Origin of the sequence: Vibrio fortis, assembly GCF_000695685.1 — a bacterium.
In the GTDB taxonomy this organism is placed as follows: domain Bacteria; phylum Pseudomonadota; class Gammaproteobacteria; order Enterobacterales; family Vibrionaceae; genus Vibrio; species Vibrio fortis_A.
Window position 1 is genome coordinate 257,766 of the sequence record NZ_JFFR01000025.1, and the last position, 25,065, is coordinate 282,830.

General features: G+C 45.1%; 24 protein-coding genes. 20 read left to right on the forward strand and 4 right to left on the reverse strand.

What is annotated here, in order from left to right; genetic code table 11:
* Positions 1-11 precede the first annotated feature (11 nt).
* Positions 12-956: a 23S rRNA pseudouridine(955/2504/2580) synthase RluC gene (gene rluC / locus VFDL14_RS07945; protein ID WP_032552031.1), complete on the forward strand. Its 945-nt coding sequence runs from the start codon at positions 12-14 to the stop codon at positions 954-956.
* Positions 957-1,268: 312 nt separating this feature from the next.
* Here the strand turns inward: rluC and VFDL14_RS07940 are convergent, their stop codons facing one another.
* Complete coding sequence (locus tag VFDL14_RS07940; protein ID WP_032552032.1) at positions 1,269-1,850, reverse strand: Maf family protein; 582 nt, start codon at positions 1,848-1,850, stop codon at positions 1,269-1,271.
* A gap of 149 nt (positions 1,851-1,999) precedes the next feature.
* Between VFDL14_RS07940 and yceD the strand changes: the two genes are divergently transcribed.
* The 15 genes from yceD (at position 2,000) to VFDL14_RS07865 (ending at position 14,975) form a co-directional block, all read left to right on the forward strand.
* Positions 2,000-2,527: a 23S rRNA accumulation protein YceD gene (gene yceD / locus VFDL14_RS07935; protein WP_032552033.1), complete on the forward strand. Its 528-nt coding sequence runs from the start codon at positions 2,000-2,002 to the stop codon at positions 2,525-2,527.
* A 35-nt stretch (positions 2,528-2,562) separates the two neighbouring features.
* Positions 2,563-2,733 carry a 50S ribosomal protein L32 gene (gene rpmF / locus VFDL14_RS07930; RefSeq protein WP_004414666.1) on the forward strand — a complete coding sequence of 57 codons (171 nt, stop codon included), beginning with the start codon at positions 2,563-2,565 and terminating at the stop codon, positions 2,731-2,733.
* 10 nt (positions 2,734-2,743) lie between these two features.
* Positions 2,744-3,769, forward strand: coding sequence for a phosphate acyltransferase PlsX (gene plsX, locus VFDL14_RS07925; protein WP_032552034.1), 1,026 nt, complete (start codon positions 2,744-2,746; stop codon positions 3,767-3,769).
* A gap of 5 nt (positions 3,770-3,774) precedes the next feature.
* A complete protein-coding gene (locus VFDL14_RS07920) occupies positions 3,775-4,725 on the forward strand; it encodes a beta-ketoacyl-ACP synthase III (RefSeq protein WP_032552035.1) in 951 nt (316 codons plus the stop codon).
* Between the two features lie 80 nt (positions 4,726-4,805).
* Positions 4,806-5,729 carry an ACP S-malonyltransferase gene (gene fabD, locus VFDL14_RS07915; RefSeq protein ID WP_032552036.1) on the forward strand — a complete coding sequence of 308 codons (924 nt, stop codon included), beginning with the start codon at positions 4,806-4,808 and terminating at the stop codon, positions 5,727-5,729.
* Between the two features lie 20 nt (positions 5,730-5,749).
* The gene (gene fabG / locus VFDL14_RS07910; RefSeq protein ID WP_032552226.1) at positions 5,750-6,484 is read left to right on the forward strand and encodes a 3-oxoacyl-ACP reductase FabG; all 735 of its coding nucleotides are present in this window, start codon (positions 5,750-5,752) and stop codon (positions 6,482-6,484) included.
* A 166-nt stretch (positions 6,485-6,650) separates the two neighbouring features.
* Positions 6,651-6,884: an acyl carrier protein gene (gene acpP / locus VFDL14_RS07905; protein WP_004737381.1), complete on the forward strand. Its 234-nt coding sequence runs from the start codon at positions 6,651-6,653 to the stop codon at positions 6,882-6,884.
* Between the two features lie 93 nt (positions 6,885-6,977).
* Complete coding sequence (gene fabF, locus VFDL14_RS07900) at positions 6,978-8,222, forward strand: beta-ketoacyl-ACP synthase II (RefSeq protein ID WP_032552037.1); 1,245 nt, start codon at positions 6,978-6,980, stop codon at positions 8,220-8,222.
* A 102-nt stretch (positions 8,223-8,324) separates the two neighbouring features.
* A complete protein-coding gene (gene pabC / locus VFDL14_RS07895; RefSeq protein WP_032552038.1) occupies positions 8,325-9,134 on the forward strand; it encodes an aminodeoxychorismate lyase in 810 nt (269 codons plus the stop codon).
* Positions 9,131-10,147: an endolytic transglycosylase MltG gene (mltG, locus tag VFDL14_RS07890; RefSeq protein WP_032552039.1), complete on the forward strand. Its 1,017-nt coding sequence runs from the start codon at positions 9,131-9,133 to the stop codon at positions 10,145-10,147. The genes pabC and mltG overlap by 4 nt, the downstream gene beginning before the upstream one ends.
* An 11-nt stretch (positions 10,148-10,158) precedes the next feature.
* Positions 10,159-10,791, forward strand: a complete 633-nt coding sequence (gene tmk / locus VFDL14_RS07885) for a dTMP kinase (protein ID WP_032552040.1) — start codon at positions 10,159-10,161, stop codon at positions 10,789-10,791.
* 7 nt (positions 10,792-10,798) lie between these two features.
* The gene (locus VFDL14_RS07880) at positions 10,799-11,764 is read left to right on the forward strand and encodes a DNA polymerase III subunit delta' (protein ID WP_032552041.1); all 966 of its coding nucleotides are present in this window, start codon (positions 10,799-10,801) and stop codon (positions 11,762-11,764) included.
* Positions 11,755-12,522 carry a TatD family hydrolase gene (locus VFDL14_RS07875; RefSeq protein WP_032552042.1) on the forward strand — a complete coding sequence of 256 codons (768 nt, stop codon included), beginning with the start codon at positions 11,755-11,757 and terminating at the stop codon, positions 12,520-12,522. The genes VFDL14_RS07880 and VFDL14_RS07875 overlap by 10 nt, the downstream gene beginning before the upstream one ends.
* A 445-nt stretch (positions 12,523-12,967) precedes the next feature.
* Positions 12,968-14,398 (forward strand): PTS glucose transporter subunit IIBC, encoded by a 1,431-nt coding sequence (gene ptsG / locus VFDL14_RS07870; protein WP_032552043.1) that lies wholly within the window; start codon positions 12,968-12,970, stop codon positions 14,396-14,398.
* Between the two features lie 172 nt (positions 14,399-14,570).
* Entirely contained in the window at positions 14,571-14,975 is a 405-nt protein-coding gene (locus VFDL14_RS07865) for a hypothetical protein (protein ID WP_032552044.1), read from the forward strand.
* A gap of 107 nt (positions 14,976-15,082) precedes the next feature.
* Here VFDL14_RS07865 and VFDL14_RS07860 read toward each other — a convergent pair whose 3' ends face one another.
* On the reverse strand, positions 15,083-15,688 hold the full coding sequence (locus tag VFDL14_RS07860; RefSeq protein WP_032552045.1) for an outer membrane protein: 606 nt from the start codon (positions 15,686-15,688) through the stop codon (positions 15,083-15,085).
* A gap of 142 nt (positions 15,689-15,830) precedes the next feature.
* Between VFDL14_RS07860 and VFDL14_RS25120 the strand changes: the two genes are divergently transcribed.
* Together VFDL14_RS25120 and VFDL14_RS07855 are read left to right on the forward strand one after the other, a co-directional pair.
* Positions 15,831-15,920, forward strand: coding sequence for a YnhF family membrane protein (locus tag VFDL14_RS25120; RefSeq protein ID WP_150868968.1), 90 nt, complete (start codon positions 15,831-15,833; stop codon positions 15,918-15,920).
* A 43-nt stretch (positions 15,921-15,963) separates the two neighbouring features.
* Positions 15,964-17,145, forward strand: coding sequence for a patatin-like phospholipase family protein (locus VFDL14_RS07855; RefSeq protein WP_032552046.1), 1,182 nt, complete (start codon positions 15,964-15,966; stop codon positions 17,143-17,145).
* Between the two features lie 376 nt (positions 17,146-17,521).
* Here VFDL14_RS07855 and pyk read toward each other — a convergent pair whose 3' ends face one another.
* Entirely contained in the window at positions 17,522-18,967 is a 1,446-nt protein-coding gene (pyk, locus tag VFDL14_RS07850) for a pyruvate kinase (protein ID WP_032552047.1), read from the reverse strand.
* A gap of 318 nt (positions 18,968-19,285) precedes the next feature.
* On the opposite strand from pyk, the gene VFDL14_RS07845 reads away from it, so the two are divergent.
* Complete coding sequence (locus tag VFDL14_RS07845; RefSeq protein ID WP_032552048.1) at positions 19,286-20,503, forward strand: ROK family protein; 1,218 nt, start codon at positions 19,286-19,288, stop codon at positions 20,501-20,503.
* Positions 20,504-20,671: 168 nt separating this feature from the next.
* A complete protein-coding gene (locus VFDL14_RS07840) occupies positions 20,672-21,616 on the forward strand; it encodes a chemotaxis protein CheV (protein ID WP_032552049.1) in 945 nt (314 codons plus the stop codon).
* Between the two features lie 344 nt (positions 21,617-21,960).
* Here VFDL14_RS07840 and VFDL14_RS07835 read toward each other — a convergent pair whose 3' ends face one another.
* On the reverse strand, positions 21,961-25,035 hold the full coding sequence (locus tag VFDL14_RS07835) for an error-prone DNA polymerase (RefSeq protein WP_032552050.1): 3,075 nt from the start codon (positions 25,033-25,035) through the stop codon (positions 21,961-21,963).
* Positions 25,036-25,065 lie beyond the last annotated feature (30 nt).

A 25,065-nucleotide genomic window follows, 5' to 3' on the forward strand; every position in this document is an offset into this window, starting at 1 on the left:
ACACTAACCGCATGAGCGAAATTAGAACCAAAGTCCAATTTGTCGACATCGATGAAGATATGGCTGGTCAACGTATTGATAACTTCTTACGTAACCAATTAAAAAACATCCCGAAAAGTATGATTTATCGAATCGTACGTAAGGGCGAAGTGCGTGTTAACAAAAAGCGCATCAAAGCTGAATACAAACTGAAAGCCGGTGATCTTGTTCGCATTCCACCAGTGACTGTGGAAGAGAAAGTCGAAGAGAACGTGCCAAGCACTAAGCTTAATAAGGTGTCCGAGCTAGAGCATTGCATCATTTATGAAGATGACCACATGCTTATCTTGAATAAACCTTCAGGTACAGCGGTGCACGGTGGCAGTGGCCTTAAATTCGGAGCGATCGAAGCTTTACGCGCATTGCGACCAGAAGCCCGCTTCCTTGAATTGGTGCATCGAATTGATAGAGATACTTCGGGCATCCTCTTGGTGGCGAAAAAGCGTTCGGCGCTGCGCCATCTGCAAGCTCAGTTCCGTGAAAAGACGGTCCAGAAGTACTACTTTGCATTGGTCATGGGCGAGTGGAAGAACAGTTGTAAGGTGGTGAATGCACCGCTTCTTAAAAATGAAGTCAACAGCATTGTTCGTGTAAACCCGAATGGTAAAGCTTCTGAAACCCGCTTTAAGGTGTTAGAGAAGTTCAAAGACGCGACTTTGATTCAAGCAAGCCCGATTACTGGTCGTACTCACCAAATTCGTGTTCACACACAGTACACGGGTCACCCGATTGCATGGGATGATCGCTACGGTGATCGCCGCTTTGACGCGTACACGGGTAAAGTTGGTTTAGACCGTCTGTTCCTACATGCCGCGAATATTAAGTTCACACACCCAAGCAGTGAAGAGAAGATGGATATCTCGGCTCCAATGGAAGCTAAGTTAGAGAAGGCAATCGCAGGTCTGCGTAAGTTTTAATTCTGTAAGATACGAGATACGAGATACGAGATACGAAGGGATAGAGTGTTCTCCCAATTTGTTCTGCAGTACCCATAAATGAGAAAGGTTGACGAATTTCGTCAACCTTTTTTGTTTGTGTTCGTTATCAGAGATCCCCAAATCGCTCGTCCCTCACTCTTGGGGATGACGAACTTTGGTTTTTTAGTGATAAAGCAACCCGGTTATATTGGTCGAATCGTGTTGTTATTCTAGAGTGAGTGACAAACCTAGTCATTCCCTAGAACGACGAAGGAAGGAGTAGGGAATCTCTATAAAGTGCTTGAGACCGACCTAAAGCACATTCATCCCTTGTACTTCTAACATATCAATCAGGTCGATGAGCGGTAGTCCAATTAACGTATTTGGGTCTTTACCTTCAAGACGTTCAAAGAGAGCAATACCCAGTCCTTCACTCTTAAAACTGCCCGCACAATAGAAAGGCTGTTCTTTGTCGACGTAGCTTTCGATTTGTGCAGTGGTTAAGTTGCGAAAATGAACCTCAAAGGTGTCGAGACGTGTGTCAGCTTTTTGAGTAGCGGAATTCCAAACAGAGAGGCCGGTATAAAAGGTGATGCTTTTGCCGCTTTGACGTGATAGCTGTTCAATGGCCTTTTCGCGGGTGTGTGGTTTACCAATGATTTCTCCATCAATCACGCACACCTGGTCTGAACCTATGATCAGGCTTGGCGAAGTGACCTGACAAGACTTGGCTTTTTCTTCTGCTAAACGCATGACTAATTGTTGCAGCGACTCTCCGGCCATTGGTGTTTCGTCGCAGTCTGGCTTAGCAGTCACAAAGTCTAAATGGAGCTTTTTGAGGATCTCTTGCCTAAATGGCGAAGTAGAGGCCAAAACTAGTTGGTAATTTTTCATTTTAATTTACAATTCGTAGAAGCATTTAATGCAGGATATAGTAACTTATCTTGATATTCATAATGCTCTGTATGGGAAAGGGAAAAAAGTGTACTTTTTTTGCCATTTCCTTTGACTAAACTCGATTTGGAAGATAATATTCGCGCCCTATGCAAAAGGTAAAAATACCGCGTACAGTTGATCCGGCTAGAACCGCTCAAAAACGACTTGATTTAGATGGCATCATCCAAACTAGTCTTTTCAAGCGCTTAAGCGAAGCAACTGAAGGCGTAAAACGTGACGCGCAAGTCTCATTGTCATTTGGGCTTGATGAACAACGATTAGTCGTTATCTCTGGTAAAGCTAACGTCGAAGTCGATTTAGAGTGTCAACGTTGTAATGAGGTTTTCGCACATGAGTGCGATGTCGAATTCACTTATACTCCTTACTACAATGAGAAAAGTGAAGAAGAAGCACCGGAAGAGTACGATTTGGTAGATCTGAACGAGTACGGTGAGTTAGACCTGATTCAACTAGTTGAAGACGAGTTCATCCTTGGATTGCCTCAAGTAGCAATGCACGACGAAGCGGACTGTAGCGTTAACTCAAATAACTTGGTGTTTGGTGAACTTCCTGAAGAAATTGAGGAAGAAAAGAAGCCGAATCCATTTGATGTTTTAAAAAGCTTAAAGAAGTAACTGCTTCTTTAAGAATTTACATAGGAGTAGGGTCAATGGCCGTACAAAAGAGCAAGAAATCACGTTCAATGCGTGGCATGCGTCGTTCACACGATGCGCTAACTACAGCTGCACTTTCTGTAGACGCAACTTCAGGTGAAACTCACCTACGTCACAACGTGACTGCGGAAGGTTACTACCGCGGCAAAAAGGTTATCAACAAGTAAGGTTGACCTTTTGCAAAATATAACCGTTGCGCTTGATGCAATGGGCGGGGATTTCGGTCCTCGTGTAACAGTGCCTGCCGCCGTGCAGGCACTGTCGTATTTCCCAGAGCTAAAAGTCATTCTCATAGGTGATCGAAATGCGATCACATCTCAATTATCCTCATTAGGTCGACAGCCTGATTCTCGTTTGAGCATCCAGCACTGTGACCGAGTTATTTCAAACTCAGAAAAGCCTTCTCTTGCCTTACGAAACAGTCAGGGCAGTTCTATGCGTGAAGCAATCGATCTGGTTGCTGAATCTCAAGCAGACGCATGTGTCAGCGGTGGTAATACCGGTGCATTAATGGCTCTGTCTCGTTTTCGTTTGAAACTCCTTCCCGGCATAGATAGACCAGCACTTGTCTCAGCGTTGCCAACCGCATCCGGTGGTAGAACGTGGATGCTGGACCTAGGTGCCAATGTATCCAGTGACGCAGACTCTCTTTTTCAATTTGCTGTTATGGGAAGCGCACTCGCAGAACAACATTTAAACCGCCCACCACGTGTCGCGATTTTGAATATCGGCGCAGAAGAAATAAAAGGCAATGACCTTGTAAAACGATGCGCGGAAATGTTGTCTAACACCCAGTCTGTGAATTTCATCGGCTATATTGAAGGAAATCAACTGCTGCAAGATGCAGCAGATGTGGTTGTTTGTGATGGTTTTGTGGGCAATGTGTGCCTAAAAACGTGTGAAGGCACTGCACAACTCTTTATTGATAAGCTAAAAACGCGCATCATGGCGTCAACGATAAAGGGTTGGATCGCCAGAATACTGTTTTCTGAGCTATTTACTGAATTAAAAACCTTGAACCCCGACCAGTATAACGGCGCAAGTTTGTTAGGATTGCGCGGCATTGTCATTAAAAGTCATGGAAGTGCTGATGTATCTGCGGTCGTCAACGCAATTGGTGAGGCAGTACACGAGGTCAAACGACAAGTCCCTAGCCGCATTAGCGATCGTTTGGAAGCGGTTTTACTCGAGAGGCATTATTAGTCTTCATGTATAGCAAAATATTAGGTACTGGCAGCTACTTGCCATCTCAGGTGCGTACAAACGCAGATCTAGAGAAAATGGTAGAGACTAGCGATGAGTGGATTGTTGCTAGAACAGGTATTAAAGAGCGTCGTATTGCTGCAGAAAATGAAACTGTAGCGGATATGGCGTTCTACGCTGCTGAAAACGCAATTGATATGGCGGGTATCGATAAAAATGATATCGACTTGATCATTGTTGCAACGACCAGCAGCAGCCATACGTTTCCTTCTTCTGCATGTCAGGTGCAAGGTAAGCTTGGTATTAAAGGCTGCCCAGCGTTTGACTTAGCGGCGGCATGTTCTGGTTTTGTTTACGCACTATCAGTGGCTGACCAACACATCAAATCAGGCATGTGTAAGAACGTTTTGGTTATCGGTGCAGATGCACTGTCTAAAACTTGTGACCCGACTGATCGTTCTACTATCATCCTATTTGGTGATGGCGCAGGTGCAGTTGTTGTGGGTGCGAGTGAAGAGCCAGGTATTTTGTCTACTCACATTTATTCTGATGGTAAATACGGTGAGCTACTAAGCCTTGAAGTTCCTGAGCGCGGCGGCGACGCTGACAAGTGGCTTCACATGGCAGGTAACGAAGTTTTCAAGGTGGCAGTGACTCAGCTTTCTAAGCTAGTAAAAGACACGCTGGCAGCTAACAATATGGATAAGTCGGAACTAGATTGGCTGGTGCCACACCAAGCTAACTACCGCATTATCTCTGCAACAGCTAAAAAGCTAACTATGTCACTTGATCAGGTGGTGATAACACTTGATAAGCACGGCAACACGTCGGCAGCGACGGTTCCCACTGCGTTAGATGAAGCGGTTCGCGATGGACGAATTAAGCGCGGTCAGACTCTTCTTCTTGAAGCGTTTGGTGGCGGTTTCACTTGGGGCTCAGCTCTGGTTAAGTTCTAACCCCTAAGTCGACAGAACAATCAAGGCACATAAATTATGTGCCTTATTCAATTTTTTGCATTGCTTAAAGGATAATTACAATGAGCAAGTTTGCTATCGTATTCCCAGGCCAAGGCTCTCAAGCTGTTGGTATGCTTGCTGAACTAGGCGAGCAGTATGATGTTGTAAAACAAACATTCGCTGAAGCTTCTGAAGCTCTTGGTTACGACCTATGGGCTCTAGTTCAAGAAGGTCCAGTAGAAAACCTAAACGAAACTTTCCGTACTCAACCAGCTCTACTTGCAGCATCTGTTGCTATCTGGCGTGTATGGCAAGAGCTTGGCCTAGAACAACCTGCAAATCTAGCAGGCCACAGCCTAGGTGAGTACTCTGCATTAGTATGTGCAGGCGTTATCGATTTCAAAGAAGCGATCAAGCTGGTTGAACTTCGTGGTCAATTGATGCAAGAAGCGGTACCGGCAGGCGTTGGTGCAATGTACGCAATCATTGGTCTAGATGACGAATCAATCGCTAAAGCTTGTGAAGAAGCTGCGCAAGATGAAGTGGTTTCTCCAGTTAACTTCAACTCTCCAGGCCAAGTTGTTATCGCTGGTAACAAAGCGGCTGTAGAGCGTGCTGGTGCACTATGTAAAGAAGCGGGCGCTAAGCGTGCACTTCCTCTACCGGTATCTGTACCGTCTCACTGTGCACTAATGAAGCCAGCTGCTGAGAAGCTAGCAGTTGCTCTAGAAGCACTAGAGTTCAACGCACCTGCACTGCCTGTAATCAACAACGTTGATGTGGCTGCTGAAACAGACCCTGCGAAGATTAAAGATGCACTTGTTCGTCAACTTTACAGCCCAGTACGTTGGACTGAAGGTGTTCAAGCAATGAACGAGCAAGGCGTAGAAAAACTACTAGAATTAGGCCCAGGTAAAGTACTAACAGGTCTAACTAAGCGTATTGTTAAAACAATGACAGCTGCTGCAGTAAATGATGCTGCATCACTAGAAGCTGCTAAATAACGACATAAAGAGAAGTTATGATGAATTTAGAAGGCAAAGTTGCACTAGTTACAGGTGCAAGCCGTGGTATCGGTCGTGCTATCGCTGAACTTTTAGTTGAGCGTGGCGCTAAAGTTATCGGTACTGCAACGTCAGAAAACGGTGCTGCTGCGATCAGCGAGTATCTTGGTGAGAACGGTAAAGGTCTTGCTCTGAACGTAACAGATGTTGATTCTATCGCTGCAACACTAAAAACCATCAACGATGAGTTTGGTGCGATTGATATCCTAGTGAACAATGCTGGTATCACACGCGATAACCTACTTATGCGCATGAAAGATGACGAGTGGAACGATATCATCGATACTAACCTAACGCCTATCTACCGCATGTCTAAAGCTGTACTGCGTGGCATGATGAAGAAGCGTGAAGGCCGTATTATCAACGTAGGTTCTGTTGTTGGTACTATGGGTAACGCTGGCCAAGCAAACTACGCTGCAGCTAAAGCAGGTGTTATCGGTTTCACTAAGTCTATGGCACGTGAAGTTGCTTCTCGTGGTGTGACAGTGAACACAGTTGCACCTGGTTTTATTGAAACAGACATGACAAAAACGCTAAATGATGACCAACGTGCAGCAACTTTGGCGAATGTACCAGCAGGTCGTCTAGGTGACCCTCGCGAAATCGCTGAAGCTGTGGTATTTTTGGCGTCGCCTGCGGCAGCTTATATCACAGGTGAAACACTTCACGTCAATGGCGGTATGTACATGGTGTAAATTGTGTGCAACATTTGTGCATGATTTAAGTCAAAATCATACGTAATTTCGGTTAAAATCGCTAAAATTGTGGTTTGACCAGAAAAGTTGGCCTTGCAACTTTTAATAGATTGAATAAACTACGGAAAACATCGCATAAAGCGAACTCTGTAAAGGAAAAGAAAAAATGAGCAACCTCGAAGAACGCGTAAAGAAAATCATTGTTGAACAACTAGGTGTAGACGAAGCAGAAGTTAAAAACGAAGCTTCTTTCGTTGATGACCTAGGTGCTGATTCTCTAGACACTGTTGAGCTAGTAATGGCTCTAGAAGAAGAATTCGACACTGAAATCCCAGATGAAGAAGCTGAGAAAATTACTACTGTTCAAGCTGCTATCGATTACGTAACTAGCGCTCAGTAATAATCTCTCCCAGGCGGTCACCTCGACCGCCTGTGTTTTATCTAACTCATCTATCCTCATCCTAAATCATTTCAATCCCCGGAGTGTAAAATCGTGTCCAAGCGTCGTGTAGTTGTCACTGGCATGGGTATGTTGTCACCGGTAGGCAACACTGTAGAATCTTCTTGGAAAGCCCTGCTAGCTGGTCAAAGTGGTATCGTGAATATCGAGCACTTTGATGCAACCAATTTCTCAACTCGTTTTGCAGGTCTAGTTAAAGACTTTAACTGCGAAGAGTACATGTCTAAAAAAGATGCTCGTAAAATGGATCTATTCATCCAGTACGGCGTCGCAGCAGGTGTTCAGGCACTTGATGATTCTGGTCTAACCGTTACTGATGAGAACGCACCACGTATTGGTGTGGCTATCGGTTCTGGTATCGGTGGTCTTGGTTTGATCGAAGCTGGTCACCAAGCGCTTACTGAAAAAGGCCCTCGTAAAATTAGCCCATTCTTTGTTCCGTCAACGATCGTGAACATGATTGCTGGTCACATGTCTATCATGCGTGGTCTACGCGGTCCTAACATCGCTATTTCTACTGCATGTACAACTGGCCTACACAACATTGGTCACGCAGCTCGTATGATTGCATACGGCGATGCTGACGCAATGCTAGCGGGTGGTGCTGAGAAAGCATCTACGCCTCTAGGTATGGGTGGCTTCGGTGCAGCTAAAGCACTATCAACACGTAACGATGAGCCGCAAAAAGCTTCTCGTCCATGGGATAAAGGCCGTGACGGTTTTGTTCTTGGCGATGGCGCAGGCATGATGGTACTAGAAGAGTACGAACACGCTAAAGCTCGTGGCGCTAAGATCTACTGTGAGCTTGTAGGCTTCGGTATGTCTGGTGACGCTTACCACATGACTTCTCCAAGTGAAGATGGTTCAGGTGGTGCACTAGCGATGGAAGCGGCGATGCGTGATGCTGGCATTACTGGTGAACAAATCGGTTATGTAAACGCACACGGTACATCGACTCCAGCAGGTGACGTAGCAGAGATCAAAGGCATCAAGCGTGCTCTTGGCGAAGCAGGTTACAAGCAAGTACTGGTTTCTTCGACTAAGTCGATGACTGGTCACTTACTAGGTGCTGCGGGTTCTGCAGAAGCTATCATCACTGCAATGTCTCTGGTTGACCAAGTTGTTCCACCAACTATCAACCTAGACGATCCTGAAGAGGGTCTAGACATTGACCTAGTTCCACACACAGCGCGTGAAGTTAGCGGCATGGAATATGCGGCGTGTAACTCATTCGGCTTTGGTGGTACAAACGGCTGTTTGATCTTCAAAAAGATTTAATCATCTTATAAAAGACTCAAACATCGTAGATAGTCACTAATTAGACTTGTTTTTAAACGGCTTGATGCTTAGCATTGAGCCGTTTCTTTTTTGGAGAAAAGCATGTTTTGGGTTGATGGAGAGAGCCAACAAACAGTCGCAATAACCGATCGCTCGTTTCAGTACGGCGATGGTTGTTTTACCACGATGCTGACACTCGATGGTGAAATTCAATATTACAATGATCACCAACAGCGAGTTGATGCTTGTCTCGTTGCTTTGCGCATTGCTCCTCTCGATTGGGAGCAAGTCAGCTTATGGTTGGATAAAGCGCTTTGCTCTGTACCTGAAAAAGGGTTAGGAGGCGTTAAGCTGCATGTGAGTCGTGGTTCTGGTGGCCGAGGTTACAGCCCGTCAGGAGCGTTTTCATCTGTCGTGACCATTAGTACGTTTGCTTATCCAGAACATTATGGTCAATGGCAGCAATCTGGCGTCGAACTCGGTGTTTGTCAGCAAAAACTAGGGCTATCCCCATTGTTAGCCGGCCACAAGCATAACAATCGTCTTGAACAGATTCTCATGAAAGCTGAGCTAGATGAATTAGGCTTGATGGATGGTATTGCATTAGATATCAATGGTCAGGTGGTCGAAACCACGATGGCAAACCTGTTTTGGCGTAAGGGTTCTGAGCTTTTTACTCCTGAGCTTAATGCTAATGGCGTTGCTGGGGTGATGCGTAAACAGGTGCTGCTTGAATTAGGTAAACAAACGGAGGTTGTCGTCGGTCGCTTTGACCTAGAACACCTGCTTTCTGGCGAAGAGGTCTTTATGACTAACTCGATCCTCGGTGTTGCGCCTGTTACCAAGATTAAAGAAACACAATTCGAAATTGGACATGTCACACGTACCCTTCAAGGACTATTAAACTCGTGATTAAGAAGTTATCTATTTTTGTCGTCTTATGCTTAGTGATCGCAGTATCAGCAGCATTCTATATTTACAATCAAGCTGAAGCGCACCTAAAACAAGTGATTCAGCTAGAAGAGCCACAGGTGATCACTGTTGCTCCTGGTGCGAGTTTCCATCGTGTATTGAATCAACTGGTTGATGAAGGTTTGTTTACGGCGTCGCCATACAGCAAGCTGATTCGTAAGCTTCACCCAGAATTGGTTGATGTGAAAGCGGGTACTTTCTTGCTTGAGCCAGAACTAACGCTTAACCAAGCACTTCAAGTATTGGTTGAAGGTAAAGAGCACCAGTTTACGATCACATTTGTTGAAGGTAGCCGCTTTGATGAGTGGCGTCAGCAGTTAGAGCAGAACGAATTTATTGAGCAGACGCTACAAGGCGTCTCAGAAGAAGAGATCGCAGAGCTACTGGGTATTGAACATAAGAAGTTAGAAGGTTTATTTCTCGCTGAGACTTATCACTACACCTATGGCACCAGCGATTTAGATTTGTTGAAGCGTGCTCACAAAGATCTCATGGATGTGGTTAACCAAGAGTGGGAGACTCGTGCTGAAAAGCTGCCTCTTAAATCACCGTATGAAGCGCTTATCCTTGCGTCTATCATCGAAAAAGAGACCGCTGTTGCTTCTGAGCGTGAGCGTGTTTCATCGGTATTCGTGAATCGCCTAAACAAGCGTATGCGTCTGCAAACCGACCCAACCGTTATCTACGGAATGGGTGATAGCTATGATGGCAACATTCGTAAGAAAGATTTAAGAACACCAACACCATACAACACATACACTATCAATGGTCTACCGCCTACGCCGATTGCGATGGCTGGCAGAGCATCGATTAATGCGGCTTTGAACCCAGAACAAAGTAACTACCTTTACTTTGTGGCAAGCGGCACAGGTGGTCACGTATTTTCAAAGAGTTTGGCTGAGCACAACCGTGCAGTACGAGCTTACTTAAAACAATTAAGAAAGAAAAAATAAAGAACAAAGCTATGAATCAGTCGAAGTTTATTACGGTAGAAGGTCTAGAAGGTGCAGGTAAAAGCACTGCGATTAACGCAATCTTAGCGACACTCAAAGAGTCTGGTGTTGCAGAGGTCGTGAATACTCGTGAGCCCGGTGGCACTGTTCTTGCCGAAAAGATGCGTTCTTTAGTTAAAGAAGAGCATGAAGGTGAGAAGCTGCAAGATATGACCGAGCTGTTATTGATGTATGCAGCGCGTGTTCAACTGGTAGAGAATGTTATTAAGCCTGCTCTCGCAGAAGGAAAGTGGGTATTAGGCGATCGTCATGATATGTCGTCACAAGCCTATCAAGGTGGTGGTCGTCAGATTGACCGCAAGACCATGACGTCATTGAAAGAGACTACTTTGGGCGACTTCAAGCCCGATTTAACTCTATATTTAGATTTGGACCCACGTGTTGGCCTTGAGCGTGCGCGTGGTCGCGGCGAGTTAGATCGTATTGAAAAGATGGATATCTCATTCTTTGACCGTACACGTGAACGTTACTTAGAGATCGCTGAGCAAGATGAATCGGTATTGGTCATTAATGCAGAGCAAGAGATCGAGCAAGTAGCGGCAGATATCAAACAAGCACTAACAACTTGGTTAGAGCAACAGTAGGTTAAACATGACCGAGTTATACCCTTGGCTATCACCACTTTGGAACGAGTGGAAAAAGAGTCTAGAAGCAGGGCGATTCCCTAATTCATCGATTGTGAATGCACCGCTAGGTTTGGGTGTTGAAAAAGCCGTGGATCAACTCACCGCGTCGTTGATGTGTATCAACTACGAAAGTGAGGCTTGCGGTTTTTGTCATAGCTGTGAGCTGATGAAATCAGGCAGTCACCCGGATTTTCATGTTATCTCTCCAGAGAAAGAGGGCAAAGCGATCACTGTCGATCAGATACGATCGAGTAATCGCTGGGCGCAAGAGTCATCCCAATTGAATGGCTTGCGTGTCATCGTGGTTAGTCCAGCCGAGGCGATGAATGAATCGGCATCGAATGCACTACTAAAGACCTTAGAAGAACCCTCTAGTGAGTGTGTTTTTATTCTAGTTAGCCAGAACAGCCATCGTTTAATGCCGACGATTGTCAGTCGCTGTCAGCAGTTCAGCGTCGCTACTCCAAGCTTAGAAGTAGGTGGTCAGTGGTTGAAGCAGGAGCTAGGAAAAGATGTCCCAGACTACGTGCTGGCTCTGAATGACAATGCTCCCCTACTGGCAAAGGCTATGGTAGAAGAGGGCGGTTTAGAGAGCTCTCAACAACTGTTCGACCGCTTTCTGAAGATTATTCAGCGCAGTGACTTCAATTTGATGCAATTGGCATCTGAAATAGCGAAAGATTCAATTGTTCAGTTAAGCTGGTTATGGCATCTACTTTCAGACGTGCAGAAGGTACATTTTGGTATTCAAAGCCAATCTATTCTGCCGAGCGCACAAGCGTTATCGAGCACTCTTTCATATCAAGCGGCTCATAAATCATCGAGTCAGCTATTGGTTCTTCTTGAACAATTAAAGCAACACCCAGGGCTTAACACGGAGCTTCTGATAATGAATTGGCTTATCGCCACTTGCGAGGAAACATGTTCGTAGATTCCCACTGTCATTTAGACAAATTGGACTATCAAGATTTACATACTGGCGTAGAAGATGTCATCAATAAGGCCAAAGAGGCTAACGTTGAACAGCTACTTTCCGTTGGTGTGACATTAGATTCTTTCGAAAATATGCTCGAAATGATCTCGCCTTTCGATAATGTTCATGCATCGTGTGGTGTTCATCCACTTGATGTTGAGAGTGACTTCGATTTTGAACGTATGCGTCGTTACGCAAGCGACGATAAGGTTGTTGCCATTGGTGAGACTGGGTTGGATTACCACTACCAACCAGAGACAGCAGAGCTGCAACAAGAACGCTTTAAGCAGCATGTTGAGCTTGCTGTCGAGCTTAACAAGCCTTTGATCATTCATACACGCAATGCACGCGAAGATACTCTCGCTATTTTGCGTGATGGTGGCGCTGAGAAATGCGGTGGTGTTATTCACTGTTTTACTGAGGATCAGGCGTTCGCTGATGCAGCTATGGAGTTGGGTTTTTACATATCAATTTCTGGCATTGTGACCTTTAGGCAAGCGACAGAGTTAAAGGAAGTGGTTAAAAATATCCCACTTGATAGGCTACTGATTGAAACAGATTCTCCATATCTCGCTCCGGTGCCATATCGCGGCAAACAGAATCAGCCTGCATATGTGGTTGAAGTGGCCGCGTACATCGCCCAGCTTAAGGGAATCTCAATGAAAGAAGTTGCACAAAAAACAACGGAAAATTACCGAAAACTTTTTTTGCGATGAAAAATCAATTTGATAAACAAAAGGGAGCGTAAGCTCCCTTTTTTGCGTATTAGATCACCAAAACGCTCAACTTTTTTAATGTTTACGAATTATGTTGAACTTGAGAGCATAAAATATAACATCTGTAATTTTGTTACTAAAAATAACATTACCTCTTATTTTATTTACCCCGTGAAATAATAACCTTTCAATAAAAATAGCATATAAAACAATGGGTTACGCGTCTGTAAACCATTGCATTTTTGGATTTGACATGTGATCCAAGACGTGTTTTGAAACTAAATTTCGTAAGTCACTAGAAAGTTTGTTACCCATCAATATATATTTAGCGGCAGAAAATATAATGCAATACATGGTTACATTTTCACTGGGTGCTAACATTTAGGCTACGGGGGTGTGCCGTTAGAACCCATATAATTATTTTATCTTTATCAGGAGCATAAACATGTTTAAGAACCTTTTTGCTAGCCTGCAAAAAGTTGGTAAGTCTCTGATGCTACCAGTATCAGTTTTACCAGTTGCGGGTATTTTGCTTGGTGTTGGTGCAGCGGACCTTTCTTTCATTCCAGAGATTGTTTCTAATCTAATGGAACAAGCGGGTGGTTCAGTATTCGGTCAAATGGCTCTGCTATTTGCTGTAGGTGTTGCACTTGGCTTTACAAACAATGACGGTGTTGCAGGTCTAGCTGCAATCGTTGGTTACGGTATCATGACTGCAACACTTGGCGTAATGGCTGGTGTTATGGGCGTTGAGAAAATCGATACTGGTGTACTAGGTGGTATCCTAGTCGGTGGTGTTGCTGCTTGGGCATTCAACCGTTTCTTCCGTATCCAACTTCCAGAGTACCTTGGCTTCTTCGCTGGTAAGCGTGCTGTGCCAATCATCACTGGTTTCTCTGCGATCGGTCTTGCAATCCTACTATCTATCGTATGGCCACCAGTTGGCGGAGCAATCGCTGCATTCTCTGATTGGGCTGCACACCAAAACCCACAAGTTGCGTTTGGTATCTACGGCATCATCGAGCGTTCTCTGATCCCATTCGGTCTTCACCACGTTTGGAACGTACCTTTCTTCTTCGAAGCTGGTACTTGTGTAAACGCTGCTGGCGAAACTCAAAACGGTGTTCTTACTTGTTACCTAGTTGCTGATGAAGCATCTCGTGCTGCAGGCAACGGCTTCGGTCAGCTAGCAGGTGGTTACATGTTCAAGATGTTCGGTCTACCAGCTGCTGCAATCGCAATTGCACACTCTGCTAAACCTGAAAACCGCGTTAAAGTAATGGGTATCATGGCATCAGCTGCTCTGACTTCATTCCTAACAGGTATTACTGAGCCAATCGAATTCTCATTCCTATTCGTTGCTCCAGTACTGTACGCAATCCACGCTCTACTAGCAGGTTCTGCATACGTTCTAGCGAACACTCTAGGTTTTGTACACGGTACATCTTTCTCTCACGGTCTAATCGACTTCCTAGTTCTATCTGGCAACGCGTCTAAGATGGGTCTAATGATTGTTTGTGGCCTAGGTTACGCAGCGCTTTACTACTTCGTATTCCGCACAGTAATCAAAGCTCTAGACCTTAAGACTCCTGGTCGTGAAGACGAGTCAGAAGACCAAGCTGTAGCGACTGGCTCTGAGCTAGCTGGCGAACTAGTTGCTGCATTCGGTGGCAAAGCTAACATCACTGGTCTTGACGCTTGTATCACTCGTCTACGTGTAGCGGTTGCTGATACAGAAGTTGTTGACCAAGACAAGCTGAAGAAACTAGGTGCTGCTGGTGTAGTAGTAGTAGCTGGTGGCGTTCAAGCTATCTTCGGTACTAAGTCTGACAACCTGAAAACAGACATGGATGAGTGGATCCGTAACAACGGTTAATCACTGATTCAATCGAATAGAAGGAGGCTTTAAGCCTCCTTTTTTCGTTTCTGCATACTCTTCACCACTGTGGCCAAGTTGACTTAATATCCATGATTCTCTAACTCTACGATGACATCTATCTTTAATAGGTAACTATGCTTCATCGCAGATGTATTAATAGGGCTTGATTATGAAACAATATGGATTATTTGGTCTCCTGATTGCGAGCAGTTCTTTTGTTGCACACGCGGCAGACAATGCAGACCTTGAAGTGGGTTTAGCACTAGACCAAGACTTGAGCGCAGTGATTGAAATAGATAACACTTACCGCGTCACCGTGGGTAATGATGGCGCAGCCTTCGATTACATGCTTAAACGTGGCAAGTTTGATTCAGAAACACCATTAGATTGGTATGTTGGCGTTGGCGCATGGGCTGAGTGGGAAGATGACTTCGGTGTCCGAGTACCACTGGGTGTAAAAGTGAATTTCTACGAGGGATGGAACGCTTACGCACAAGTTCATCCTGAGCTGGATTTGTACGCAGGAGCAGAGTTACAACTTGGTGGTGCAGTAGGTGTGACTTACAAGTTTTAAGCTCACATGACTGATATATAAACAGGCGCGGTTATATCCGCGCCTGTTTTTTATTAGATAGCATTAATGCAGATGTGTAGCGCTCTTATGCATCTGGCGTTGTATCGCTAAAAAGTAAATGTCAGGCCGACATTGGCTTGAAACTGGTTCATCCAATCGGTTTCGAATCGGATTACACAGTTCTGCCCAGTAGAGGGTAAGTTACAGGCTCCGCTGGTATCGTTATCAACGACCGTACCTAGCCAACGTAATTGAGTGGTTAATGCGAGACTGTCAGAGAGCTTGTATTCCACACCACCAAAAATAGATGCTGAGAATCCGTACTTATCTTTGGCCCAGTCGACATCGACATAGGAAGCGCCCAGTCCCAAACCTAGGTAACCAGAAAACTGATTCGTTGCAGGGTAGTAGATACTGCTCTGGAAGTGTAAGTATTGAATTGAAGAGTCTAGTTTTAGAGATTCCAGCTCAGACTTTTGATTTGAGTAAAATAACCCAACTCGCCCCTTTTCGAGTGGCGTTTCGAGTGGCGTTTCGATAGCAAGAGAGTAGCTGGCTGAATTTTCCATATCGTAGGTGTTGCCATCTTCATCCTCGACAGCACCACCGCCAGTGAAACCTATCATCGGAGTGATTTGAATCTCAGCCGATAGAGAAGCCCCTGAATAACTCAGAAGGGCGAAAAGCACGAGAGCATTTGTTTTGTTATTCATGGGCCTATCCTTATCCAAACACCTACTAATTGTGATGCTTACATCAATATTGTGCGACTAATTTCGACGAATCTTGAACATACTTCACACACCTGATATCACTTAAATAAGGCTAAACTAAATATAATAACCAGAGGTGTCTATGGAACATGATCTGAAAAACGCTCTACAAATTACCGCTTTTATCTTCATTGTGCTGCTAACGTTCGGTTTTATCGCAATAACTAACTAACCATAGCAGGAAAGCGAAATTACACAGTTCGCTTTAAGTAGCAATGAACAGTGGCGTAATTACCAATACCGATATCGCAATAGACTTGGCTTACTACGACAAGTTTATTGCGGGTAAAACAGCTTTGGTTGCTCAAGGTGGTGGCCAAAGAGGGATATTCACATCTGGCGTATTAGACGCCTTTCTCCTCTCTAATTTTGACCCATTCGATGATTTCTTCGGTACCTCTGCTGGTGCTCTGAATCTATGTGCTTTTGCTTGTCGAGACAAAGGCCTGGGTAAGTCCTTTATTATGGATCTGACCACAGATCCTGAGTTTTTCAATTTATTCTCTTATATTCGCCACCGGAAAGGCTTGGGAATGGAGTGGGCGCTCGAAAAAATCCTGGCCTATCCTTACAAGCTCGACCTTGATTTAGGTCAGCAAGCCTTAGGTGGACGTAATATCTATGCGGCAGTGACGGGTGTAAAAGATCTTAAAGATCACTATTTCCCATTATTTAGTGAAGAATGGTACAAGGTTATGCTTGCAACCTGTGCCATTCCTCGACTTTACAATGGAGAGGTTGAGATCGCTGGGGAGAATTATGTAGATGGTGGGGTATCGGCTTCAATTCCGGTTCAAGAGGCTTGGAGAAGGCAAGCGCGTTCAATAATTGTTATACGCACTGAACCAGCTTCTGAATGGCGTCCAGAGAATGAGTTGGCGCAAGGACCTAAGCCACCGAAACCTATCTCAGCGGAAGAGCTGGAGTGGTTTCGTAGTTCTTTCAGCAGTGTGCAAGAGCATTGGCAGCAGAAAGTCGAGCAATGGAAGGTCGATTGGAGTTCGTTCTTCCAGCAACAGATCACGCGCTCTAAGCAACAGAAACGTGACAGGCGGCATTTAGACTTGCTTAATGGTGGGCGTTGGCTGTTTGGTGCTGATGATATCTATCGTCTTAGTCACTTGGTTGGCGATAAGTTCGATTCAGGCTTGGCGGATATGTTAATGGTTCACTATCAAACCTACTCATTAACTGAAGATTTCTTACACTCTCCTCCGGACGATACCTTCGTGATTCAAATTGCGCCGAGTGAGTCTCTCAAATCGAGCTCATTGATGAGTGATAAAGAAGATCTCTTACATGATTACCAGCTTGGGATGGAAGCTGGATTTAAATTTGTGGAGTTGTATTGTTCTATACAAAACGCCAAAGCATCTCACGTTATCCAGTTCGCATAGCATCTAGCTTTTCTGCATTTAACATCTCTGCTTTTTACGTCTCTCAATATACTGGTACCGAGTGTTAAGCACAAAAATGGCTGTGAAGTTTAGCTCCACAGCCATAAGTATGAATGCCGTAATATCAGATGACTAGGGCGTGTTGACCTTTCGTGGTTAAATTTTGTTCGAGATAAAAGCGTTTTAATCGCGGCGAGGGAGAAGTAGCCTAGTCATTCTAAGCAAATCTCCCTCAACAAAGAGTAAAACGCTGTTAGCCGAACCCTTCGGGCAGCGTTTGCTGGTCATTTCTACTGCGTTATCGGCTTCTCATGTAGGCTAGCTACACATCAAACAGCAACTCGCTGCAAAAACTAGCTCGAAAGATCAACGCGCCCTAGGTAACAGGAAGCACACGCATGCAGTTTGTTGAACCTGCGACATCCATGATATCACCCTGCGTGATGATCACGAGATCGCCAAATTTGAGCATCCCTTTCTCTTTCAAACAGGTCAAGGTAGAGAGTGCGATATCAAAGCTGTCTTCTTTATCCGTTTCAAAATAGATAGGCGTAACGCCTCGGTATAGGGTACAGCGATTTAGAGTACCTTCGTTGCGTGACAAAGCGAAGATCGGCATGTCAGCACTGAGGCGAGACATCATTAATGCTGTCCGACCGGACTCAGTGAGAGTGACAACGCCTTTAATGCCTTCCATATGGTTTGCCGAGTAGATGGTCGCCATTGAGATGGTTTCTTCTGCCGTTACAAACGTTCGGTCGATGCGGTAGTTAGATTGGTTCACTCCAGCCATCTTCTCTGCACCAATACATACTTCAGCCATCGACTTAACCGTCTCGACAGGGTAAGCACCAGCAGCCGTTTCTCCGGATAGCATTACCGCATCGGTACCATCAAGCACGGCGTTGGCGACATCCATCACCTCAGCACGTGTTGGCATTGGTGCTGAGATCATCGATTCCATCATCTGGGTTGCGGTGATAATCGTACGGTTAAGCGCTCTAGCACGGCGTATGAGCTGTTTCTGTACGCCAACGAGCTCTGGGTCACCAATCTCAACTCCGAGGTCTCCACGGGCTACCATGACCACATCTGACGCCATGATGATGTCATCCATATTCTCAATACTAGAAACCGTTTCTGCTCGTTCAACTTTGGCGACTAGATGCGCTTCCAGGCCAGCATCTCGAGCGAGTTGTCTGGCATAGCTCATGTCTTCCCCGTTACGAGGGAATGAAACAGCAAGGTAATCAACTTGGATCTCTGCGGCGGTAATGATGTCACGCTTGTCTTTCTCTGTCAGAGCTTCAGCCGAGAGGCCACCGCCTTTTTTATTTATTCCTTTATTGTTAGATAAAGGACCGCCGATGATGACTTCAGTATGCACTCGACAGCCTTCTACAGAAGTAACCTTTAGTTGAACACGTCCGTCATCGAGTAGTAGGACATCGCCAGCATCCACATCATTGGGTAGTTCTTTATAGTCCAGTCCGACCGATTCTTGATTACCTTCACCGAGTCCTAGGCTGCTATCGAGTGTAAATTTGTCGCCGACGGCGAGTTGAATCTTTCCGTCTCTAAAGGTGGATACTCGAATTTTCGGCCCCTGAAGATCTCCGAGAATGGCGACTTGGGTACCGAGTTTTTTGGCAATAGCACGAACTTTCGCTGCTCTTTCAATGTGATCGTCGCTGCTGCCATGAGAAAAGTTCATGCGAACGATGTTGGCGCCGGCTTTGATGATCTCTTCGAGAACGTTGCCTTTGTCTGTGGATGGGCCCAGTGTGGTAACGATTTTTGTTTTTCTTACCTGTGCTGTCATGAATGCTCCTACTGTGAGACCAAGTAATCTGTGTAAGATAAAATTAAGTATATGCATTAATTGATAATTTATTGGGAGCCAACGGGATATTTCTTCAATTACATAAAATAATTGGTGGTCAGACGCAGGAGCGATGTTTTCTGGTGAAAATTAAGTCTTGCTGTAAAGGGAGATGTATGAATTTCTGTTAAAGTATTTGACTCGAAACACAAAGATTCATGTATATACGTGATGCTTGTCACGGCAATATACCAAGGGACTTCACAATTACTTCGCAAAGTAAAAAAATTACCCGGTTGATGATTTCTGGAGCGTAAAATGTACATGGCTCAACCGGGCCATATTGATCATATCAAACAGGTCAATGCTGGTCGTGTATATAAACTAATAGACCTTAAAGGTCCCATTTCTCGTATCGATCTGTCCAAACAAAGTGAGTTGGCTCCGGCGAGTATTACCAAAATTACTCGTGAACTCATGGAAGCTCACCTTATTCATGAAACGACGGTTCAGGAAGCGACCACGCGTGGGCGTCCGGCTGTTGGTTTGCAAACCAATAATGAAGGCTGGCAGTTTCTTTCGATGCGATTGGGTCGTGGTTATCTCACTATCGCTCTGCACGAGCTGGGTGGTGATGTGCTTATCGACACTAAGATTGATATCCACGAACGCGACCAAGAAGATGTGTTGGCACGTCTACTCCATGAAATCGACGAATTCTTCCAAACGTATGCTGAGCAGCTTGATAGGGTAACCAGTATAGCAGTGACGCTACCGGGTCTAGTGAACTCGGAGCAGGGCATCGTTTTGCAGATGCCACACTACAATGTGGAGAACCTTGCATTAGGGCCTGAGATCTACAAAGAAACTGGGCTTCCCGTTTTTATTGCCAATGACACACGTGCTTGGGCATTGGCAGAGAAGCTGTTTGGTAACTCGCAAGACAATGACAACTCTGTACTTATCTCTATCCACCACGGTTTAGGGGCAGGTATTATTCTTGATGGTCGTGTCTTACAAGGTCGTCACGGAAACATTGGTGAACTCGGTCATATTCAGATCGATAAACAGGGCAAGCTTTGCCACTGCGGTAACCGAGGCTGTTTGGAAACTGTTGCCAGCTCTCAAGCGATTCGTGAGCAAGTAAAAGAGCGTATTGCTCAAGGTGAAAGTTCGTCTCTGGAAGGTATCGAAGACGTTACCATCGAGCAGATTTGTGCAGCAGCAGCCGAAGGCGACCCTATGGCAGTGGAAGTCATTGAGCAGCTGGGCCATTACTTAGGCTCGGCGATCGCTATCGTGATCAATCTGTTCAACCCTGAAAAGATCTTGATTGGTGGTGTGGTTAACCAAGCGAAGAACGTTCTCTATCCGGCAATTCAAAAATGCATTGAGGAGCAGAGCTTGAAGGTTTATCACCAAGATCTTGAATTGATGGAGTCTCGCTTCTATAAACAAGCCACCATGCCGGGTGCTGCACTGATCAAGCAAGCACTGTACGATGGCCAATTACTTATGAAGGTGATCGAGGGTTAATTTATAAATCAACCTCGCCGTGACTCATATCTGAACACCGCCCATTTACTTCAATGGCATATTGCTTACAATGATGCCATTAGTTTAAGAACCTCCCTATGTAGTTTTGCGTTAGCCTATTGATTTAGGCTATTGTATCTGCAGTTATTGTTATCACTAAGGTGTTGTATGTCTGGCGTTTTGAACTCGGTTGATCAAAGAACCAAGTTAGTCGGTGAAAACCGTTTAGAGCTGTTGCTTTTCAGTTTGAATAGCCGCCAATTGTTTGCGATTAACGTATTCAAAGTAAAAGAGGTACTCAAAGTACCTGCGTTAACCAAACTACCGGGTTCGCATCATAATATTACTGGTGTTGCTTCCCTACGTGGTGAGTCAGTGCCTGTGATTGATTTGCGCAGTGCGATTGGTTTCCCACCGTCTCGTCAAGAATCACAAGAAAGTAACCTTATCATTACCGAGTACAATCGTACTGTTCAAGGCTTCTTAGTTGGTCAGGTTCGTAATATCGTCAATACGATGTGGACTGAAATTCAGCCGCCGCCGAAGACGACGGGTAGAGCTAACTACCTAACAGCAATTACGCATATTGAAGAAGACAAGCAGCAAAAGATCGTTGAGATCATTGATGTAGAAAAAGTGCTTGCTGAGATCATCGACTACGATGTTTCAATCTCCGAAGGCGTACTCGATGCAGAGTTAGCCGCTCAATTGGTTGGACGTAATGTATTGATCGTCGATGACTCGTCAACGGCGCGTAATCAAATTAAAGGTACTTTGTCTCAGCTTGGTTTGAACATTATTGAATGTCGTGATGGTCTTGAGGCTTTGAATTTACTTAAATCTTGGTGTGATGCAGGTAAAGACATTTATGAAGAGCTTCTGTTGATGATCACCGATGCAGAGATGCCTGAGATGGATGGTTACAAGCTTACCCACGAAGTACGTAGCGACCCTCGTATGCAAGACCTGTTCATTACACTAAACACTTCACTCAGCGGTAGTTTTAACGAGGCCATGGTTGAGAAAGTTGGCTGTAACCGCTTCATTTCTAAATTCCAACCTGACTTGCTGGTGGAAGTAACTCAAGAAAGGATGCGCCAGATTTTACAATAAATGTCAGCGTACGGTTAGTTTTAGATGATTTTATGGAAAACGTTTGCTATATTCTTGGTGCATATTTGAGCAGATCGAGTATGTACTAATGACTAACGTAACTTTTCATGAACAATCTAAGGTAGTCCCTCTTAATGATATGGTTAACGTCTAAAGTCGTTATGACTTTAAGCTTATTACTATATAGGGAATTTAAGAAAAGACGTACGGAAGCTGATGTTGAAGTTTAATTCAACGTATTAGAATTGAGGGAGGCTAATTGCCTCCCTTTTCTGTTTTTGGGGTTTTGTCACTTCTATGATAATGGCTTTGAAACAAACAGTTACCTCTCAACTCTCACTACATTAATGAAATTCCCGCGACTGAGTTTTTAAACCTGTTAACTCATCCGTTAGGTCAATAAGCTGGCCTGCTATCACATGAAGTACATCACCTTCTTTCTCTATGATTCCTTTCACCTTTAAAATTTTTGCGGTGAGGTAGGCTTGTTGTTGGCAGCGAGCAGTTGCCTTCCATACCACTACATTAATATTGCCAGTATTGTCTTCTAGGGTGAAAAAGGTCACGCCTGCCGCTGTCCCCGGGGACTGTTTGCCTGTCACGACACCTACGACCGTGACCATGGATTTATCTCTTTGATGCTTAAGATCTTGCATGTGAGTAAAGCGCCCGAGCTTATTTGCTTGCTCAAGTAGGCTTATTGGGTGCTGATTGAGAGAGATACCTGTACTGGTAAAGTCTTCTAATAGATCTTGTGTCGCGTTGGGTTGGCGCAGTGGCTGAGGGGATTCGTGTATGTCTCTAAACAGTGGCAATTCAGAAGCTGAATCCATTAAAGCCCAGCGAGTTTGAAAACGATCACCGGATACACAGTGCATTGCGTTCGCTGAAGCCAATAGCTCAATATCTCTACGGTTGATGGAGAGTTGAGTGACCTGATTTGGATGGCGGTAGCCTTGGTAAGGGCGATTAGCGACTAAACTCTCCATTGCTTGTTCACTTAAGCCTTTAATTTGCCTTAAACCAAGTCGAATAGCTAACTTCTGCTCTTGATTAACGACGATATGGTCTCGCTGTGAGGTATTAACACACACCGGAAGTACTTTTACACCGTGTCTCTGTGCATCTTGCACCAGTTGTGATGGACTGTAGAAGCCCATGGGTTGACTATTTAACAACGACGCATAGAAGCATTCTGGGTAATAGAACTTTAACCACGCGGAGCAGTACGCCAGCACGGCAAAAGAAGCGGAGTGGCTCTCGGGAAATCCATACTCACCAAAGCCACAAATCTGTTTAAAGATCTGTTCGGCAAAGGCGATATCGTAGCCGCGACTCTGCATCCCATCGATGAGCTTAGATTTAAACTTAAATACGTTACCGTTCTTTTTCCAGGCTGCCATTGCTCGTCGCAACTGGTCGGCTTCACCACCCGTAAAGCCAGCAGCAACCATGGCGAGCTTAATGACCTGTTCTTGAAAAATAGGGACGCCCAGTGTGCGAGAGAGTACTGATTTTACCTCAGAGGAGGGGTAGTCGATGGGTTCTTGTCCATCTCTTCGCTTCAAAAAGGGGTGTACCATATCACCTTGGATAGGTCCCGGCCGTACGATGGCGATTTGAATCACTAAGTCGTAATAGCTCCTTGGCTTTAGGCGTGGCAGCATGCTCATTTGTGCACGAGATTCGATCTGGAAGATGCCCACCGTATCCGCTCTCTGAATCATGCCGTAGACATTGGGATCGTCTTGTAAACGAGTGATCTCTGCAATCGACAGTGATCGCCCATAATGCTGCTGGATCATGGTGAAGCATTTACGGATTGCAGATAGCATACCAAGTGCTAATACATCGACCTTGAGTAGGCCAAGCGCTTCTAAGTCATCCTTATCCCATTGAATAATCGTGCGCTCTTGCATCGCCGCATTTTCTACAGGAACAAGCTCATAAAGCGGGCCTGAAGAGATCACAAAGCCGCCCACATGTTGAGATAAGTGGCGTGGAAATCCGATGATCTCATCGACCAAATGGATAAACTGTTTCCCTTTGAGAGAGTCTGGCTGTAACCCAAGCAGTGTCAGCTGCGCCTGCCAACCTTGATGCTTATCTCGGCGGTTGGTGTTTTTAATGAAGTAATCCAGTTGTGTCTCTTGCAGCCCTAGCGCTTTTCCTACATCTCGTACCGCACTCTTAAAGCGATAAGAGATCACGGTAGCCGCTAATGCTGCACGCTCTCGACCATATTTTTGATAGATATATTGGATAACTTCTTCGCGACGCTCATGCTCAAAATCCACATCGATATCAGGTGGCTCATTACGCTCTTTACTGATGAAGCGTTCAAAGAGTACTGATATCTGACGCGGGTCGACTGACGTTATCTCAAGGCAGTAGCACACAACAGAGTTTGCCGCAGAGCCTCTGCCTTGGTAAAGAATGCCTTGTTGTTTGGCAAACATTACGATGTCGTGAATAGTTAAAAAGAAGAAGGGGTAATCGAGTTCTTCAATTAAGTTCAGCTCCTTCTCGATGAGCTGTTCAATATCGCAGGGTATCCCGTCAGGGAAGCGGCTTTTCTTGCCTTGTTCAACCAAGTTTCTGAGGTATTGGTTTGGCGTTTGCCCCGCAGGAATCAGTTCACTTGGGTACTCGTAACGCAAGCTATCAAGGTCAAACTGGCATAAGCTCGCAATGTGGTTGCTCTCATCCAGCCAGGACTTTTGGAATATATGGCTGAGCTTATTAATGCTACGCAAACAGCGCTCTGCATTAGCCAGTAAGTGACTGCCAACTTCGGGCACGGAGCATTGATGTTTTATTGCCGTAAGAGAGTGTTGTAGTGGTAGGCGATTGGCATTATGCATCAGTACGCCACCACAGGCCGTGATCGGAAGTTGGAGGTGCTGAGCAAGTGTCGAGCAATGAGCTACATACTCTTGATCACCCTGTTTAAGATGACGCTGAACCCCTATCCAAAGTCGGCCTGAGTGATGCTGATTGAGCCAGCTTCCCCAATGATTATCTTGAGCAGTTTGTTGAGGGAGCCATATTACCAAACAGTGCTTGGCAGACATGATGTCCCACTCAGAGAGTTGGTAATGTCCTTTTTCACTGCGTCTACGAGCGTTGGTAATGATTCGGCATAGCTCTGCATAAGCTTGTCTATCCGGGCATAGCAACAAGAGTTGGCACTCTTCATTGAGCCAAAACATACTGCCGACAACCTGTTTGAGTGCTAACTGGTGCTGTTTTATTGCGGCATGTACTTTCACAATACCGGCAACAGAGCACTCGTCGGTGACAGCCAAAGCGTTGTAACGCAGAAAATCCGCTTGAAGAACCAACTCTTCAGCATGGGACGCTCCTTCTAGGAAAGAGTAATTGCTTTGACAAAAGAGTTCAGAGTAGTGCTGTGCCATAGCGTATTAAGTCCTAATGAAAATGTGGAA